At 65.8% G+C, this 17,135-nt stretch carries 16 protein-coding genes; 12 read left to right on the plus strand and 4 right to left on the minus strand.

Annotation, left to right across the window (positions count from 1 at the left end; genetic code table 11):
* On the plus strand, nt 1-662 hold a 662-nt coding region (locus tag QOJ24_RS21305), incomplete at its 5' end, for a zinc-binding dehydrogenase (protein ID WP_526264866.1).
* Between the two features lie 10 nt (nt 663-672).
* Nucleotides 673-1,245: a hypothetical protein gene (locus QOJ24_RS21310; protein ID WP_526264868.1), complete on the plus strand. Its 573-nt coding sequence runs from the start codon at nt 673-675 to the stop codon at nt 1,243-1,245.
* On the opposite strand, the gene QOJ24_RS21315 is transcribed toward QOJ24_RS21310, so the two are convergent.
* Together QOJ24_RS21315 and QOJ24_RS21320 are read right to left on the minus strand one after the other, a co-directional pair.
* Nucleotides 1,242-1,580, minus strand: a complete 339-nt coding sequence (locus QOJ24_RS21315) for a hypothetical protein (protein ID WP_526264869.1) — start codon at nt 1,578-1,580, stop codon at nt 1,242-1,244. The two genes, QOJ24_RS21310 and QOJ24_RS21315, sit on opposite strands and share 4 nt — an antisense overlap.
* Nucleotides 1,577-3,127 carry a Rieske 2Fe-2S domain-containing protein gene (locus tag QOJ24_RS21320; protein ID WP_526264871.1) on the minus strand — a complete coding sequence of 517 codons (1,551 nt, stop codon included), beginning with the start codon at nt 3,125-3,127 and terminating at the stop codon, nt 1,577-1,579. Before QOJ24_RS21320 ends, QOJ24_RS21315 begins: the two co-directional genes overlap by 4 nt.
* 109 nt (nt 3,128-3,236) lie before the next feature.
* On the opposite strand from QOJ24_RS21320, the gene QOJ24_RS21325 reads away from it, so the two are divergent.
* Genes QOJ24_RS21325 through QOJ24_RS21335 form a run of 3 tightly spaced genes read left to right on the plus strand, consistent with a single transcriptional unit; the run spans nt 3,237 to nt 5,580 of the window.
* Nucleotides 3,237-4,010: a lysophospholipid acyltransferase family protein gene (locus QOJ24_RS21325; RefSeq protein ID WP_526264873.1), complete on the plus strand. Its 774-nt coding sequence runs from the start codon at nt 3,237-3,239 to the stop codon at nt 4,008-4,010.
* Nucleotides 4,011-4,015: 5 nt separating this feature from the next.
* On the plus strand, nt 4,016-4,768 hold the full coding sequence (locus tag QOJ24_RS21330) for a lysophospholipid acyltransferase family protein (protein WP_526264875.1): 753 nt from the start codon (nt 4,016-4,018) through the stop codon (nt 4,766-4,768).
* The gene (locus QOJ24_RS21335; protein WP_526264877.1) at nt 4,765-5,580 is read left to right on the plus strand and encodes a Cof-type HAD-IIB family hydrolase; all 816 of its coding nucleotides are present in this window, start codon (nt 4,765-4,767) and stop codon (nt 5,578-5,580) included. Before QOJ24_RS21330 ends, QOJ24_RS21335 begins: the two co-directional genes overlap by 4 nt.
* 1 nt (nt 5,581) lies before the next feature.
* Here QOJ24_RS21335 and QOJ24_RS21340 read toward each other — a convergent pair whose 3' ends face one another.
* Both QOJ24_RS21340 and QOJ24_RS21345 read right to left on the minus strand, forming a co-directional pair.
* Nucleotides 5,582-7,198: an N-acetylmuramoyl-L-alanine amidase gene (locus QOJ24_RS21340; protein WP_526264879.1), complete on the minus strand. Its 1,617-nt coding sequence runs from the start codon at nt 7,196-7,198 to the stop codon at nt 5,582-5,584.
* 134 nt (nt 7,199-7,332) lie between these two features.
* A complete protein-coding gene (locus QOJ24_RS21345) occupies nt 7,333-8,271 on the minus strand; it encodes a hypothetical protein (RefSeq protein ID WP_526264881.1) in 939 nt (312 codons plus the stop codon).
* Between the two features lie 168 nt (nt 8,272-8,439).
* On the opposite strand from QOJ24_RS21345, the gene glf reads away from it, so the two are divergent.
* The 7 genes from glf to QOJ24_RS21380 form a co-directional block, all read left to right on the plus strand.
* Nucleotides 8,440-9,633 (plus strand): UDP-galactopyranose mutase, encoded by a 1,194-nt coding sequence (gene glf, locus QOJ24_RS21350; protein ID WP_526264883.1) that lies wholly within the window; start codon nt 8,440-8,442, stop codon nt 9,631-9,633.
* A 14-nt stretch (nt 9,634-9,647) separates the two neighbouring features.
* Nucleotides 9,648-11,540, plus strand: coding sequence for a glycosyltransferase family 2 protein (locus QOJ24_RS21355; protein ID WP_526264895.1), 1,893 nt, complete (start codon nt 9,648-9,650; stop codon nt 11,538-11,540).
* Nucleotides 11,533-12,060, plus strand: coding sequence for a phosphatase PAP2 family protein (locus QOJ24_RS21360; RefSeq protein WP_526264885.1), 528 nt, complete (start codon nt 11,533-11,535; stop codon nt 12,058-12,060). Before QOJ24_RS21355 ends, QOJ24_RS21360 begins: the two co-directional genes overlap by 8 nt.
* Before the next feature lie 38 nt (nt 12,061-12,098).
* Entirely contained in the window at nt 12,099-13,013 is a 915-nt protein-coding gene (locus tag QOJ24_RS21365) for a decaprenyl-phosphate phosphoribosyltransferase (RefSeq protein ID WP_526264887.1), read from the plus strand.
* Nucleotides 12,991-14,964, plus strand: a complete 1,974-nt coding sequence (aftB, locus tag QOJ24_RS21370) for a terminal beta-(1->2)-arabinofuranosyltransferase (RefSeq protein ID WP_526264889.1) — start codon at nt 12,991-12,993, stop codon at nt 14,962-14,964. The genes QOJ24_RS21365 and aftB overlap by 23 nt, the downstream gene beginning before the upstream one ends.
* Nucleotides 14,965-15,067: 103 nt before the next feature.
* Nucleotides 15,068-16,069: an alpha/beta hydrolase gene (locus tag QOJ24_RS21375; protein ID WP_526264891.1), complete on the plus strand. Its 1,002-nt coding sequence runs from the start codon at nt 15,068-15,070 to the stop codon at nt 16,067-16,069.
* Nucleotides 16,070-16,198: 129 nt separating this feature from the next.
* Nucleotides 16,199-17,135, plus strand: a 937-nt coding sequence (locus tag QOJ24_RS21380) for an alpha/beta hydrolase (RefSeq protein ID WP_526264893.1), incomplete at its 3' end; no start/stop codon positions are given.

Raw genomic sequence — 17,135 nt, forward strand, 5'->3', positions numbered from 1 at the left:
TGGCGACCGGATACTTCGGCGCCCAGTTGGGCGATATCGTCGAAGGTGACGTCGTCGCCGTGTTCGGCGCCGGACCGGTCGGCCTCTACGCCGCGAAGTCCGCGTGGCTGATGGGCGCGGGCCGGGTGATCGTCATCGACTATCTGGACTACCGGCTCGAGAAGGCCCGCACGTTCGCCCACGCGGAGACTGTCAACTTCGCCGAACACGACGACATCGTCGTCGAGATGAAGAAGACGACCGGCTACCTGGGTGCCGATGTCGTCATCGACGCTGTCGGCGCCGAGGCCGACGGCAACTTCCTGCAGCACGTCACGGCCGCGAAGCTCAAACTGCAGGGCGGTTCGCCGATCGCGCTGAACTGGGCCATCGACTCCGTGCGCAAGGGTGGCACGGTCTCGGTGATGGGTGCTTACGGGCCGATGTTCAGTGCGGTGAAGTTCGGCGACGCGATGAACAAAGGCCTCACGCTGCGGATGAACCAGTGCCCGGTCAAGAGGCAGTGGCCCCGACTGTTCTCCCACATCCAGAACGGCTACCTCAAACCAAGCGACATCATCACGCATCGCATTCCGCTGGAACACATTTCAGAGGGCTACCACATCTTCTCGGGCAAGCTCGACGACTGCATCAAACCGGTGATCGTGCCGGCCGCCGCCTGACAGGAAGACCATGACCTACACCGCTGACCATCCTCCCGTTCCGTCCTCAGATGACCTTCGCGCTCGGATCCCCGGTTGGGGCGCCGACCTCGACCCTGCTGACCGCCCGTCGGTGCCCAAGCTGAAAGCCGTTGACACCGGCGCACACTGGGACTTCCCGGACCGACAGCCGGAGAAGTGGCCTCGCGAACGCTCGATCGAACACGAGTCTCTCACTCCGGTGTTCGGCACATCCACCCCGCCGCGCGGGCTCTCGGGTGCGATTCGCCGGTACGCCTACCGCTCGTTCAGCGAGGGCCGTGCGGCGCACTGGCTGCTGCTCCTTCTGGCTGACCGCGTCGACGCCACCGAGCATCACCTGCAATCGCTGATCACTCTTCGACCCGACAACCCGATCACCGAAAGTGGAATCAGGTCGGAGTTCACCTACAAGGGCTGGAAAGCCCGCAGTCAACCGAACCGGATCGACCGGGCACACAGCTGGATGGATCCCGTGTTGGTTTCAGGACCGTGGTTGCTCAGCGGATTGGGCGCAGCAAAAGCGGTTTCGAAGATCCGCAACCGGGCGCGCCGGTCCCGTTAGCGCTCGAGCAACTCGTCGAGTTTGGCGAGGAACTCCTTGGGCCGCTGTGGTGTGAACGCCGGCCTCGGCCGCGCCCCGGCCACGTCGAGTGTCACCAATGTGGATTTGGTTGGCCGCCACACGTCCAACGGCAGCCAGCGGCGCAGGTCCGAGCTGCCCCAGATGCGGAAGCGCTGGGTGAGCATCCCGAGTGGTTCGGCCTTGTAGCCGCGGATAGCCCGCAGCGGAATGATTTTCGACGTCCCCGACGGAAAGTGGTACCGCCGCAACGTGAGCGCCTGCTGGTCGAGTTGGATGAGGCCGTCGTCGTAGTACTGCTCTGGTGCGGCGCTCACAGCCGCTCGCTGCGCAACTCGTGGCCCTTGGACGTCAGGCACCGGCCTGTGTCCAGATTCCATTGCCAGCCATGCAGATTGCACGTCAGGGTCGACCCCTCGACCACACCGAACTTGGACAGGTCGGCCTTGAGGTGCGGACAGCGGCGCTGTATCCGGTAGGCGTCCAGCTCGATCGAGGCCGAGTCGTCGTGCGCCTCGGCGAACCAGCCGTCGGCGTACGCGATGCGTTCATCGGTCAGGCACTTGAAGAAGGTGTACAGATACTCGTTGTAACCACCGACCCGCCACGCCGCGAAGCGGGTGGACAGGAAGATCGTGTTGACCCAGTCGGGCTCTTCGTCGCGAAGCACCGTGCGAACCAGCTCCGGTGCGATGGCGAATCCGTAGCGAAACTTCTCGTCCTGAATCGGTTCGCGCACAGCGCGTTTCGGGAAATCCAACACGACCGTCTCCGCCCCTAGCCGCAGCTCGACAGGGTAGCCGATGCCATCGCAGATCTGGTCACTCTGGCTCATGATCGACTCGAACCGCGCACGCAGCTGCTCCAGCAGGGAGTCGCCCTCCGCGGGTGCCCAGCGGGCCTTCTCGGCTGCCAGTACCGGCGCCATCCGGTCGGCGTAATCGGCGATGTAGTCCGCCTTGCCGGTGGTGAAGATCGCCTCGACCTCGGCGTCGGGCAAGGGATGGCACACCGAGTTACATTGCGAGCCGGTGAAATCGGCGGTCGAACCGGGGATGAGCAGCAGCCCGCCGTCGTGGCCGTGCATGCGCATCTGGTCGAGGAACACCATCTGGTCGGGGAAGATGTTGGCCGGGTCGCCGTGGTCGTCGTTGAGGTCGCGCAGTTCTGGATCAAGAAAGCACGGGGGGCCGGCAGAAGGAACGACCCAGGTGGCGCCCACCTGACCGATGTATTGGCGACAACGGTCCATCTGGCGCTGCCGCTTCTGGGTGCCGAAAGCCTCCTTGGCCCGTGCAGGCATGTCGTAGACCATCGGATACCAGATCGCACCCGAGTACTGCAGCATGTGCACATCCACCTGGCCGAAGTCCGCGTGCACGACGTCGAGGTCGACGGGCCGCGCGTCGTTCATGTTGAACGCCACCGTTTCTCCGTCGTCCACCACCAGGCCGGAGTCGCCGATGGGGCCGTCGGCGGGGGCGCGCAACGCGATGATCATCACGTCGAGATCGCCCTTCGGCCCGGTAACCGTGTGCTTGACGGAATCGGTCGTGGAGAAGAAGCGATGGAAGCCGAGCTTTTCGAGCGCGCGCTGCAGGTCGGGCACCGGGAAGTCGGGCAGCAGCACCACCGCGTCCTTGTTGACGTGGTCACGCAGGTTCTTCGGGTCGAAATGGTCGGAGTGCAGATGCGAGACGTACAGGTAGTCGCAGTCGCCGAGGGCGTCCCAGTCCAGCCCGCTGTTATCAGGGAACGGGAACCACGACGCGAAGTACGCCGGGTTCACCCACGGGTCGCACAGGATGCTTCCGGCCTTGGTGTCGATGCGAAAACCGGCGTGGCCGACGCTGGTGACCTGCACGTATCGCCTTTCTGAAAATGTAGGGACTCGAGGGCTGAGTTTAGTCCCAGCTGCGGCGGTAGTAGGCGATGCGTTCGGTTGGGAACGTCACGACGCTAGGCTGCCAGATGTGGAACCCGTCTACGGCACCGTCATCCAACTCGCCCGCCTGGCCTGGCGGTTGCAGGGGCTGACGTTCACGGTTACGGGGGTGGAGAACCTGCCGGTGACCGGCGGCGCCGTGGTGGCGATCAACCACACCGGCTACTTCGACTTCACCTTCGCAGGCCTGCCCGCCTACAAGCAGAAGCGCGGGCGCAAGGTGCGGTTCATGGCCAAGAAAGAGGTCTTCGACCACGCGATCACCGGCCCGATCATGCGCAGCCTGCGGCACATCGAGGTCGATCGCGCCAGCGGCGCGGAATCCTTCGCTCAGGCCTGCGCGCGGCTCAAGGAGGGCGAGCTGGTCGGCGTCTATCCGGAGGCCACCATCAGCCGCAGCTTCGAGATCAAGCAGTTCAAGTCGGGCGCGGCCAGGATGGCGATCGCCGCGGACGTGCCGATCGTGCCGCACATCGTCTGGGGCGCACAGCGGATCTGGACCAAGGGACATCCGAAAAACATGTGGCGGCCCAAGGTTCCGATCTCGGTGGCCGTCGGCGAGCCGATCCCGCCGACCCTGCCGGCAACCGAGCTGACGGCTTTACTGCATTCGCGCATGCAACACCTGCTGGACCAGGTGCAAGACGATTACGGGCCGTATCCGGCAGGCGAGTTCTGGGTACCTCACCGGCTCGGCGGCGGGGCACCGACGCTGGCCGAGGCCAACCAGATGGACGCCGACGAGGCCGTCGAAAAAGCTGCGCGCCGCGAAGAGCGGGGGCAGGCGGGGACGCCGGAGTAGCGCCGATGGAACCAGTTTTCCGCACGCTGGAGATCGCCTGCTCGACCGGTGTGGCTCTGTCCGGGAGTCGTATCACCTATCTCGGTTTGGAAAACATCCCGGAACGCGGCGGGGCCGTCATCGCCATCAACCACACCAGCTACATCGACTGGCTGCCGGCAGCTCTTGCGGCGTACAAGAGGCGCCGACGGCTGCGCTTCATGATCAAGCAGGAGATGACGGAGGTGAAGATCGTCAACTTCCTGATCAGACACACGGGAACGATCCCCGTGGACCGGAGAGCGGGTGCAGGCGCATACGGTGTGGCGGTGGAGCGGTTGCGAGCGGGCGAGCTCGTCGCCGTGTATCCGGAGGCGACCATCAGCCGCAGCTTCGAGCTCAAGGAGTTCAAGACGGGTGCGGCGCGCATGGCGGTCGAGGCGCAGGTGCCGATCATCCCGCTGATCGTCTGGGGTGCGCAGCGGCGCTGGACCAAGGACCATCCCCGCAAGCTCGGTCGCGCGAAGATCCCGATCATCGCCAAGGTCGGTGAGCCCGTGGCCCCCGCCGAAACCGTCGAACGTACGGACGCGGCGATGCGGGTAGCGATGACGACCCTTCTGCACGGCGTTCAGCAGAGCTACGAGCATCCTGAGGGGGCGTATTGGGTGCCCCGGCGGATGGGCGGTTCGGCGCCGACGATGGCCGAGGCGAAGGTGCTCGACGAAAGGGAACTGGCCGAGCGCGCCCGCAAGCAAGCAGAGCGACAGAGTAAGTGACCCTGCCCGCACTGATCGCGAGCGACGTCGACGGCACGCTGCTCGACGCCGACGAGGAAATCAGCCCGCGAACCCGCACCGCCGTGCGCGCCGCGGTCGATGCCGGCGCCCTGTTCGTGTTGGCGACCGGCCGTCCGCCACGATGGGTCGAACCCGTGGTTGATGCGCTCGGCTTCGCGCCGATGGCGGTGTGTGCGAACGGCGCGGTGATCTACGACCCGGCCACCGACCACATCCTTTCGGCGCGGACGTTGTCGGCAGACCAGCTTGGGGAGCTCGCCGAGATCGCGACCCGCGTGATCCCGGGCGCGGGCCTCGCGGTGGAACGGGTGGGTCGCAGCGCACACGACGCGGCCACCCCGCAGTTCGTCAGCTCGCCGGGTTATGAACACGCCTGGCTCAACCCGGACAACACGGAGGTGTCGGTGGAGGACCTGCTCGGTGCGCCGGCCATCAAGCTGCTGATCCGCAAGTCCGGCGCACGCAGCTCCGACATGGCTGCCGAGCTCATCAAACATGTTGGGCGCCAAGGTGATATCACCTACTCGACGAACAACGGACTCATCGAGGTGGTACCGCTCGGCATCAGCAAGGCCACCGGTGTCGAAGAGGTGGCACGGCCCTACGAGATCACTGCCTCCGACGTGGTGGCGTTCGGCGACATGCCCAACGACATCCCGCTGCTTCGGTGGGCCGGCCTCGGTGTGGCGATGGGCAATGCCCATCCGGAGGCGGTCGAGGCTGCTGACGAGGTCACGGCGCCGAACACCGACGACGGCCTGGCCCGCGTGCTGGAACGCTGGTGGCTCTAGATCAGCTCGGGTCGATCGGTTTGATGCGCTCGAGTTGCACGGGCGGCCCGTCAGCAGAAGGCGGTGGCAGCTCTTCGGGTACGCCGTCGATGACCCTTGTCACCGTGCCGTTTTCGCGATCGAAATTCAGCGTGCCGTGCTGGAAGTTCTGCACGATCCACTGTGGTTCCTGAATTTCACCGCTGGTCGGCAGGCCGAGTGCGCCGCGTTCGTAGCCGAGTGACGCCCACGCGTCGTAGATGACTCCGGTCAGGGGTTCGGCTCCGCTCTCCGGGGACCAGTAGACCGCGCCCTTGTCGAAGGTGGCGTAGCGGGCGCTGCCTTCACCTGCCGCCTCCGGTGATCGCGGTGCGCCGAGCGGGCTGTTGTCTTTGCCCATGGTCTCCCACTTGGCCAGGATGGCGCCGCCGCGTAGCTGGTCGGTCAGGCTCGGCGGCGGGAGCGGTTCGTTGAACCGCGCCGCGATGTCGCGGATCTGATCCATCACCGCGTATGCGGCGTTGCCCGGACACTCCGTGATGCCGACGTCGCGATGGGTGAAGATCGACGGCAGGGTCGGGGTGGCGCCGCGTGGGAAGTGGGTGAACGAGCCGCCGTCGGAGCTGAGGACGACCGTGCCCCTCGGATCGACGTGAGCCAGGCCCAGCCGCCAGCCGAGTAGCCGACCGACGGTGCGTATCAGGATGGGTGTCGGCGGCTCCACATCGAAGTTGCCGAGCATCGCCACCGCCCAGGTGTTCTTGTTGAAGCCACCGGTGTGGGCGCCCTCGACCGGTCTGTCCATGCCGCCTGCTCGGCCCTCGAATACCTGTCCGTACTTGTCGACCAACGCGTTGTAGGCGATGTCGCACCAGCCCAGTGTTCGGGTGTGATACGCGTAGATCGAGCGCACGATCGCCGCGGAGTCCTGCGGCCCGTAGTCGTTGCTGCCGGCGGTGTGATGGACGATCCCGGCGCGTACACCGTTGTCATACACCGTGTTCGGGCACTTCATCGATTCATCGGCGCCCCACTGGGCGCGGGTGATGACGGCGGGCGGCTGGCCCGGCGGCGTCACCGCGTTGGGCAGTGGCAGGTCACCCATCGGTGACTGCGGCGGGCTGATCAGCACCGCGTTCACGTTCTGCCCGAACGGCTGGCCGGTATTGGCGGGGATATAGCCGAGGTCCGGCTTGGCCGGTGCGGTCGCCACCTGATTCTGGGGGGCCGACGCGGTTGTGCCGCCGGGCCGGGTCACCGAGATCTGCACAGTGGTGGTCAGGCCGACGAAGACCGGCTCTGTGCCGCGGGGTGCGGTGGCGCCGTCGCCGACACCGTCGAGGTTATCGGCGGCATACCAAGGGCCCCACGAGCCGTCTGGCGTCTTGGCCCGAACCCGTGCCGAGGTGGTACTGAGGTCAGTTGCGGTCAATGCGACAAGGGAGAACGGCGTGTCCTGGTGGATTTCCCGGATCGTCTCGCCGCCGCCGAGACCCGTGAGCGGCTGCTGCGCCAGCTGGGTCTGCTCGGCGAGCGGCCGACGGCCCTCGTCGAAGGGAGTGCTCGGAAGTGCCCACGGGAGGATCACCACAGTGCCCGCAATCGCGGTGAACAGCATCGGGTGTCGGCGGGACAGCACGGACTGATGTTACGTATGAGTCAGTTGTTACCAGTGTTTCGACACGGCCGAACTGCACTCTTATCTGTGAATATGCCTGCAACGGCGCCGCAGAACCCGCCACTTGGCTCTGCGGCGCCGTCTAGGGGGCAGGACTATCCGGCGGGGGCCGGTGGTGGTGGCGGCGCAGGCACCGGGGGTGCGATCGCGCCGGGCTTCATCGCCGAGGTGATCATCGGCATCACAACACCCTTGAGCAGGTCGATCGCCTGGCCGGCACCCAATTGCTGTGCCGCGCTGCTCAGTTCGCTGAAGATGCCGCCGCCGCCGCCGGTGCTCGCCGCCGGCATGGAGCCCAGGCCGAGTCCGGGGTCGCCGCCCAGGATCGGGTAGGTGCCTGCGGCGGGATCGAGCCCGATCGGCGCGGAGATCGGCACCTCGCCGGGAGCGGGCAGGCCCGCGGCGTTGCTGATCGGCGTCGTCGCCAGGGCCGGGTCGAGACCGGTGACCGGGGGCGTCGTCAGACCGCCGGGAAGTGCCCCCGTCGGGCTGGTCAGCGCGGGATTCAGGGCAGGGTTCGCCGCCGTCGCGGCGTCGGCCGCCAGCCCGGGCATCCCCGCCGGGCCTCCCGGCGTCGGGAGCGTCGGGTTGGTCAGCCCCGGGTTGGCCAGTGCCGGATCGGCAAGGGCTGCCGCCGGGTCGGTGCCCAGGGCCGGCGTGGTCAGGCCTGGGGTGAGCGCGGGACTGGTGAGGCCGGGCGTCAGGGCAGGAGACGTCAGACCCGGCGACGCGAGCGCGCCCGGGGCGGTCAACGTTGTCGGCATGGCTGTACCTGTACCTGTACCGGCACCTGCGCCGGTCAGACCGCTGGGCATGGCAGGCAAGTTGATGCCGAACTGCGACAGACCCTGGGACAGCGCCCCCATAAGCTCATTGGGTAGATCGGTGACCATGGCGGCAGAGCGGAACTCGCGGGGTTGTGGCGCGGGCTTGGTCATGTCGGAAATGGCAGAAATGGCGAATGGACTCACGACGGCCAGGGCGGCGACCGCACTCGTGGCTGTCGAGAGCCTGCGTCGACGTCGGTTAGGCACGGGAAGTCTCCTCAATATGTGGACTACGTACAGCTGGGTGCTACGTGAACGATGTTACGGATGTGACTGCTGTGTCTGAAGTGACGAGATGCAATTGTGAGCGAATGGAGACCTTGAGCCAGTCTGGGATTCGGGCAGGCGGAGCCCGGTCCGATACCCTGGCTGCCGATGACCGCTCGTTTTGACCTCTTTGTCGTCGGTTCCGGTTTTTTCGGCCTGACGATTGCCGAGCGCGTGGCGACCCAGCTGGACAAGCGAGTCCTGGTGCTGGACCGGCGCCCGCACATCGGCGGCAACGCCTACTCCGAACCGGAGCCGCAGACCGGTATCGAGGTGCACCGCTACGGCGCACACCTGTTTCACACCTCCAATAAGAGGGTGTGGGACTACGTGCGGCAGTTCACCGAGTTCACCGACTACCAGCACCGCGTCTTCGCCATGCACAACGGCCAGGCCTACCAGTTCCCGATGGGACTCGGCCTGGTGGCGCAGTTCTTCGGCAAGTACTTCACGCCGGACGCGGCCAGGCAACTGATCAGAGAGCAGTCCGCCGAGATCGACACCGCCGAGGCGCGCAATCTCGAGGAGAAGGCCATCTCGTTGATAGGCCGGCCGCTGTACGAGGCGTTCGTCAAGGGTTATACGGCCAAGCAGTGGCAGACCGACCCGACGGAGCTGCCCGCCGCCAACATCGCCAGGCTGCCGGTGCGCTACAACTTCAACAACCGCTACTTCAACGACACCTACGAGGGTCTGCCGGTCGACGGCTACACCGCGTGGCTGACCAACATGGCCGCCGACGACCGCATCGAGGTGCGGCTGGACACCGACTGGTTCGACGTGCGTGACGCGCTGCGCGCCGAGAACCCGGACGCACCCGTCGTGTACACCGGGCCGCTGGACCGCTACTTCGACTATGCCGATGGCCGATTGGGCTGGCGCACATTGGATTTCGAATTGGAAGTACTGCCGACCGGTGATTTCCAGGGCACGCCGGTGATGAACTACAACGATCTGGACGTCGCGTACACCCGAATCCACGAGTTCCGGCATTTCCATCCGGAACGCGACTACCCGACAGACAAGACCGTGATCATGCGGGAGTACTCGCGGTTCGCCGACGACGAAGACGAGCCGTACTACCCGATCAACACCGAGAGCGATCGCGCGCTGTTGGCCTCCTACCGTGCCAGGGCCAAGGCCGAAACCACCGGTGCCGGTGTGCTGTTCGGCGGCCGGCTGGGCACATACCAGTACCTCGACATGCACATGGCGATCGCCAGCGCGCTGAACATGTACGACAACATCCTCGCTCCGCACCTGCGCGACGGCGCACCGCTGCGCGAGAGCGGTGCGGAATGACCGGGAGCCGAGGCATGAGCGCAGCCGCGGTCAGCCTGCTTTCCCGCATCATCCTGCCGCGCCCCGGCGAACCGCTCGATGTTCGCAAGCTGTACATCGAAGAGTCGAACACCAACGCCCGCCGCGCCCATTCCGCGACCAGGACCACGCTGCAGATCGGCGCCGAGTCGGAGGTGTCGTTCTCGACCTACTTCAACGCCTTTCCGGCGAGCTACTGGCGGCGCTGGTCGATTCTGCAGTCGGTGGTGCTGCGTGTAGAGCTGACCGGGACCGGTCGGGTCGACGTGTATCGAAGCAAGGCCACCGGCGCTCGGATCTTCGTGGAGGGCAGGCCGTTTCACCATGACGGTGAGCGGCCCTCGGCGCTCGAGTTCGAAATCGGCCTAGAGCCCTTCGAGGACGGCGGCTGGATCTGGTTCGACATCACCAGCGACACCCCGGTGACCCTGCAGGACGCAGGCTGGTACGCACCTTCGCCCGCACCGGGCACGGCGAACATCGCGGTGGGCATGCCGACATTCAACCGGCCTGACGACTGCGTCGAGACACTTCGTGCACTGACGTCGGACCCGTTGGTGGACAAGGTGATCGGCGCCGTCATCGTGCCGGATCAGGGCCGCAACAAGCTGCGGGATCACCCGGAGTTCGCCGAGGCCGCCGCGCCGCTGGGAAATCGGCTGTCGATCCACGACCAACCCAACCTCGGTGGTTCCGGCGGCTACAGCCGAGTCATGTACGAGGCGCTGAAGAACACCGACTGTCAGCAGATCCTGTTCATGGACGACGACATCCGAGTCGAGCCGGACTCGATCCTTCGGGCGCTGGCGATGAGCCGGTTCGCCAAGACGCCGATGCTCGTCGGTGGTCAGATGCTCAACCTTCAGGATCCGGCACACCTTCACGTGATGGGCGAGGTGGTCGGCCGCGGCGACTTCATGTGGACCAACGCGCCAAACACCAAGTACGACCACGACTTCGCGCGATATCCGTTGAACGACCGGTACTCTGACTCCAAGCTGCTGCACCGCCGAATAGACGTCGACTACAACGGCTGGTGGATGTGCATGATCCCGCGCGCGGTCGCCGACGAGCTTGGTCAGCCGTTGCCCCTGTTCATCAAGTGGGATGATGCCGACTACGGCCTGCGCGCCGCCGAGCACGGCTACCCGACGGTCACCATGCCGGGCACCGCGATCTGGCACATGGCCTGGAGCGACAAGGACGACGCAATCGACTGGCAGGCCTACTTCCACCTGCGGAACCGACTGGTCGTCGCGGCGCTGCACTGGGACGGCGACGTGCGTGGCCTGGTCCGCAGCCATCTGAAGGCGACGCTGAAACACCTTCTCTGCCTCGAGTATTCGACTGTGGCCATCCAGAACAAGGCGATGGACGACTTCCTCGCCGGACCCGAGCACATCTTCTCCATCCTGGAGTCGGCTCTTCCCGAGGTGCACCGCCTCCGCAGGGAATACCCGGACGCGGTGATCCTGCCGTCGGCCACCCAGTTGCCACCGCCGTCGGGGATGGTGGGTCCCGTCGGAGAGCCGAAAACGCCGCCGGGCAAGGCGATTCGGCTGGTACGTGGCGTTCTGCACAACTTCACCAAGGCGGACCCCGCACACCACGAGCGGCCGCAGCTGAACGTCCCCACCCAGGACTCGCGTTGGTTTCTGTTGTGCACCGTCGACGGGGTCACCGTCACCACCGCCGACAGCCGTGGAGTGGTCTACCGCCAGCGTGACCGGGCCAAGATGTTGGCGTTGTTGCGGGCGTCGCTTCGGCGCCAGCGCCAGCTGCGGCGTCGCTTCGACGACATGCGCAAGGCGTATCGCGACGCGCTCCCCGCGCTGTCCGGTGTCCAGCAGTGGGAAGCCGTCTTCCTGGAAGCACCCGCAGATGGCTGAGCGCCCGCGCGGTGAGGACGCCGCGCTGGTGGCCGTTCAGTCGGCACTAGCCGACCGGCCGGGCGTGCTCGCGGTTGCGCGCAGCCTCTCGCACTTCGGCGAGCACAGCATCGGCTGGCTGGTGATCTCGGCGCTCGGCGCGCTGCTTGCACCTGCGAGGCGTCGGGCGTGGCTGGCCGTTGGGTTCGGGGCGTTTGCGGCGCACGCCGCCGCCGTCGTCATCAAACGGGTGGTGCGACGCGAGCGTCCGCATCATCCGAGCGTCGTCGTCAACGTCGGCACCCCGAGCAGGCTCAGCTTTCCCTCGGCGCATGCCACCTCGACGACCGCCGCATCGGTGCTGATGGCCCGCGTGACGGGCCTGCCGTTGCCTGCGCTACTGGTACCGCCAATGGCGTTGTCCCGGTTGGTGCTTGGCGTGCACTATCCCAGTGATGTGATCACCGGTGTGGCGGTCGGCGCGGCCGTGGCGAAGGTGGTGGCGCTCGTCGCAGCGGACCGGGCCGAAGGAGACTCATGAGCATCTCAAGTGAAAGCAGTGCATCCAGGGCGGCGAAGATGACTGAAGAACCGGCACCGGTGAAAGGTCCACCAAGCAATGTCGTCACCGGCCTGATCAAGGCGGCCAGACCGCGCCAATGGGTGAAGAACCTGCTGGTGCTCATTGCACCCGTCGCCGCGCTCGGCAGCGACGTGAACTACGACTGGCGCGAGGTCGCGGTCAACGTGTCCATCGCGTTCGTGGCGTTCTCGCTCGCCGCATCGTCCATCTATCTGGTGAACGACGCCCGCGACGTCGAGGCCGACCGCGCGCATCCGACCAAACGCTTCCGGCCCATCGCGGCAGGCGTCGTCCCGGCGTGGCTGGCGTACTGCACTGCCGTGGTGCTCGCGGCGGCATCGCTGGCCGTCTCGTTCATCGCGACGCCGAACCTGGCGGGCGTGATCGGCGTCTACATCGCCATGCAGCTGGCCTACTGTTTCGGTCTCAAGCATCAGGCGGTGCTCGATATCTGCATCGTCTCCTCTGCCTACCTGATCAGGGCAATCGCAGGCGGCGTCGCGGCGAATATCCCTCTGTCGCAATGGTTCCTCCTGGTGATGACCTTCGGATCGCTCTTTATGGTGGCGGGCAAGCGCTACGCCGAACTGCAGCTCTCGGAGAAGACCGGGGCGAAGATCCGCAAATCGCTGGAGAGTTACACGTCGACATACCTCCGGTTCGTCTGGACACTGTCGGCCACTGCGATGGTGGTCTGTTACGGCCTGTGGGCGTTCGAGCGTGACGGCGCCAACGCATCCTGGTATGCGATCACGATGATCCCCTTCACGATCGCGATCCTGCGCTACGCCGTCGACGTCGACGGTGGTCTGGCCGGTGAACCGGAGGACATTGCGCTGAAGGACCGGGTACTTCAACTTCTGGCGGTCGCGTGGATCGGAACCATCGGTGCCGCTGTTCTCCTGGGCTAGACGCGGGGCTGCGTTTCCCTACGACATCACCACGCGCGTCAGCCTTTCGCTGAGTGTGCTTGTCGCTGCAGCCCTGTTCAGCTACGGGGCATGGCAGCGGCGCTGGATCGCCGACGACGGCCTGATCGTATTGCGCACCGTGCGAAACCTCTTGGCAGGCAACGGCCCAGTCTTCAACCAGGGTGAGCGCGTCGAATCGAATACCTCGACGCTGTGGACCTACCTGAACTACCTCGGCGCCATGATCGGCGGCCCGACGCAGCTCGAATACGTGACTCTGTGGCTCGCGTTGGTGCTCAGCGTCGCGGGCGTCGTCTTCCTGATGCTCGGCGCCGCGCGGTTGTACGCACCCAGCCTGGTGGGTCGTCGCGCGCTTCTGCTGCCTGCGGGCGTGCTGGTCTACATCGCCGTGCCGCCGGCCCGCGACTTCGCGACGTCAGGCCTCGAAAACGGTTTGGTGCTGGCCTATCTCGGCCTGCTGTGGTGGGTGATGGTCTGCTGGTCGCAGGCACTACGCGGGCAACAGGACTCGTCGCAGCGCAATGCGGTCAGCTGGGTTTTCGATGCCGCGCTGGCCTTCCTGGCCGGCCTGTCCGTCCTCGTTCGCCCCGAGCTCGCCCTCATCGGTGGTCTGGCCTTGGTCATGATGCTGGTGGCCGCGCGCGGATGGCGACGCCGGATGGTGATCGTCGCCGCGGGCGGCCTGCTTCCGGTCGCCTATCAGATATTCCGGATGGGCTACTACGGCTTGCTCTTTCCCCAGACGGCCTTGGCGAAGGACGCTTCGGGCGACAAGTGGGCGCAGGGCTGGGTGTACCTCACCAACTTCGACGAGCCCTACCTGCTCTGGGTGCCCGCGCTGCTGCTCGCGATCCTGGGACTCATTCTGATGAGCACCCGCAGTCGCCCGTGGTGGATCAGGCGCGAGACGCCGTACGGCTACAGCAGGCTGGCGCGCATGGTGCAGAGCCCGCCCGCCGTCGTGGCCTTCATCGTCTTCAGCGGTCTGCTGCAGGCCGTCTACTGGATCCGGCAGGGCGGCGACTTCATGCACGGCAGGGTTCTGCTGACGCCGATGTTCTGCTTGCTGGCACCCGTCGCGGTGATCCCGGTGCCGCTGCCGGACGGCGAAAAGTTCAGCCGCGGTATCGGATACCAACTCGCTGGCATCACCTCGGTGTTGTGGCTCGCCGTGGTCGGCTGGTCGCTGTGGGCGGCCAATGCGCCGGGAATGGGGTCGGACGCCACCCGCGTGACGTACACGGGCATCGTCGACGAACGGCGGTTCTACTCTCAGGCCACCGGTAGCAGCCACCCGCTGACTGCCGCGGACTATCTGGACTACCCGCGAATGCGCGCCGTGGTGGCCGCGCTCGACAACACCCCGGATGGTGCGCTGCTGCTGCCGTCGGGTAACTACGACCGGTGGGATGTCGTGCCCGCAATCCCGCCGCCGCCGGATATGCCGCCAGACATCCGTAAGGCCTATATCGGCCCGCACACAGTGTTTTTCACCAATCTCGGGATGCTCGGCATGAACGTCGGGCTTGACGTTCGGGTGATCGACCAGATCGGCCTGGCCAATCCGTTGGCCGCCCACACGGCGCGCCTGCAGGACGGCCGAATCGGCCACGACAAGAACCTCTTTCCCGATTGGGCCGTCGCGGAGGGACCGTTCCTGAAGATTCCGCCCTACATCCCGCCGTATATCGACCGTGACTGGGTCGCCCAAGCCGAGGCGGCGCTGGACTGCCCCGCCACCGAATCGATGCTGACGTCGATCCGGGCACCGCTGGGCGCGCGGCGGTTTCTGTCAAATGTGGTGCACGCGTACGAGTTCACCAAGTACCGCATCGATCGGGTGCCGATGTACGAATTGATCCGGTGCGGTCTGGAGATACCGCCGCCGTCAGTGCCCGCCTATACCGGGTTGCCCGCAACGGGTCCCTGACTCGAGCGATTTGTCAGCCGGTCGCATCTTCTGCTTTCGTAACGCGACGCCTCGTCGGGGCGATAACCAGTCGACAACCGCCGGAGCTGTGCGGCGATGAGCCATGAACGGATGGTCAGACCACCAGATGCGCCGCATGCTCGTCGCGCTTGCCGCGATGCTGACGCTTTCGGGGTTGGCATCCGCGATCAGCCCACCCGCCGCACAGGCGTTCTCCCGTGAAGGCCTGCCGGTCGAGTATCTCGACGTGTACTCGTCGGCGATGGGGCGCAGCGTGCGCGTGGAGTTCCAGCCCGGCGCCGCGGGCGGGAAATCGGTCTACCTCCTCGACGGGCTGCGCGCCCAGGACGACTACAGCGGCTGGGACATCAACACCCCGGCGTTCGAGTGGTTCGACGGCACCGGTGTCTCGGTCGTGATGCCAGTGGGTGGGCAGTCCAGCTTCTATACGGACTGGTATTCACCGTCGAGCTTCAATAACCAGACCTATACATATAAGTGGGAGACGTTCCTTACTGCTGAGCTGCCCGCCTGGCTGTCGACGAACAAGGCGGTGTCCCCGACGGGAAACGGCGTTGTCGGCTTGTCGATGTCGGGGGGCGCGGCGCTGATCCTGTCGGCGTATCACCCCGGCCAGTTCACCTACGCCGCCTCCCTCTCGGGATTTTTGAACCCGTCGGCTGTGTTCATGCAGCAGGCGATCCGGGTCGCGATGCTCGACGCGGGCGGCTACAACGTCGACAACATGTGGGGCCCGCCGTGGGATCCGTCATGGAAGCGTAATGACCCGGTCAGGCAGGTTTCCCGCATAGTGGCCAACGGCACCCGGCTATGGATCTACTGCGCACCGGGCCTGATTGCCGGCTCGCCGGCGGGAGGCGCCACGAACCTCGATGCCGGCGCTGACCCGGCCCAGGCGCTCAATGCCGACGGCCTGGAGGGCATCGCCTTTACGAGCAACAAGGACTTCCAGGCCGCCTATATGAAAGCCGGTGGCAGCAACGCCACGTTCCAGTTTCCGGCGGCGGGAAACCACGCCTGGCCCTACTGGGCGGCGCAGTTGCAGTCCCTTAAATCAGACCTGATCAGAACACTCAACGGCTGAGGGCGGCGACCAGGGAGGACAGAAGCTGAAGAGAGATATCACATCAAGGTGTGGTTGACTACACGGGCACACGTCACGAGTGGGTCTCGGATTTCGGGTGCGGCATACAACAGATGGGATAGATGAAGCATGAAGTTCGTTGGGAAGAAGCGCGGCGCCTGGGCGCGCCGGCTCACGGTCGCGGTTGCAGCAGCCGCCGTGCTGCCTGGCCTGGTCAGCGCCGTCGGAGGCTCGGCGACTGCGGGAGCTTTCTCGAGGGCGGGTCTGCCGGTCGAGTACCTGATGGTTCCGTCCGCAGGGATGGGCAAAGACATCAAGATTCAGTTCCAGAACGGCGGCGCAAATGCCCCCGGCGTCTATCTGCTCGACGGTCTGCGCGCGCAGGACGACTTCAACGGCTGGGACATCAACACCCCGGCGTTCGAGTGGTACGTCGACTCCGGCCTCTCCACGATCATGCCGGTCGGAGGCCAGTCCAGCTTCTACAGCGACTGGTACTCACCCGCATGCGGCAAGGCCGGTTGCTCCACCTACAAGTGGGAGACCTTCATCACCTCTGAGCTGCCTGCCTACCTGGCGGCCAACAAGGGCGTGAACCCGAACCGCAACGCCGCGGTCGGTCTGTCGATGGCCGGCTCGGCCGCGCTGACGCTGGCGATCTACTACCCGCAGCAGTTCCAGTACGCGGCATCGCTATCCGGCTTCCTGAACCTCTCCGAGGGCTGGTGGCCGATGCTGGTGAACACCTCGATGGGTGATGCGGGCGGTTACAAGTCCAAGGACATGTGGGGACCGTCGAGCGATCCGGCGTGGAAGCGCAATGACCCCATGGTCAACATCGGCACGCTGGTGGCCAACGGCACCCGCGTCTGGGTGTATTGCGGTAACGGCAAGCCCGGTGACGTGAACGGCGAGGTCGCAGGCGACAACTTCAACGCCAAGTTCCTCGAGGGCTTCACCCTGCGGACGAACAAGACGTTCCAGGAGCAGTACATCGCCGCGGGCGGCAAGAACGGTGTGTTCAACTTCCCGTCCGCCGGTACTCACAGCTGGGAGTACTGGGGCG

This window comes from Mycobacterium sp. (assembly GCF_032159775.1).
In the GTDB taxonomy this organism is placed as follows: domain Bacteria; phylum Actinomycetota; class Actinomycetes; order Mycobacteriales; family Mycobacteriaceae; genus Mycobacterium.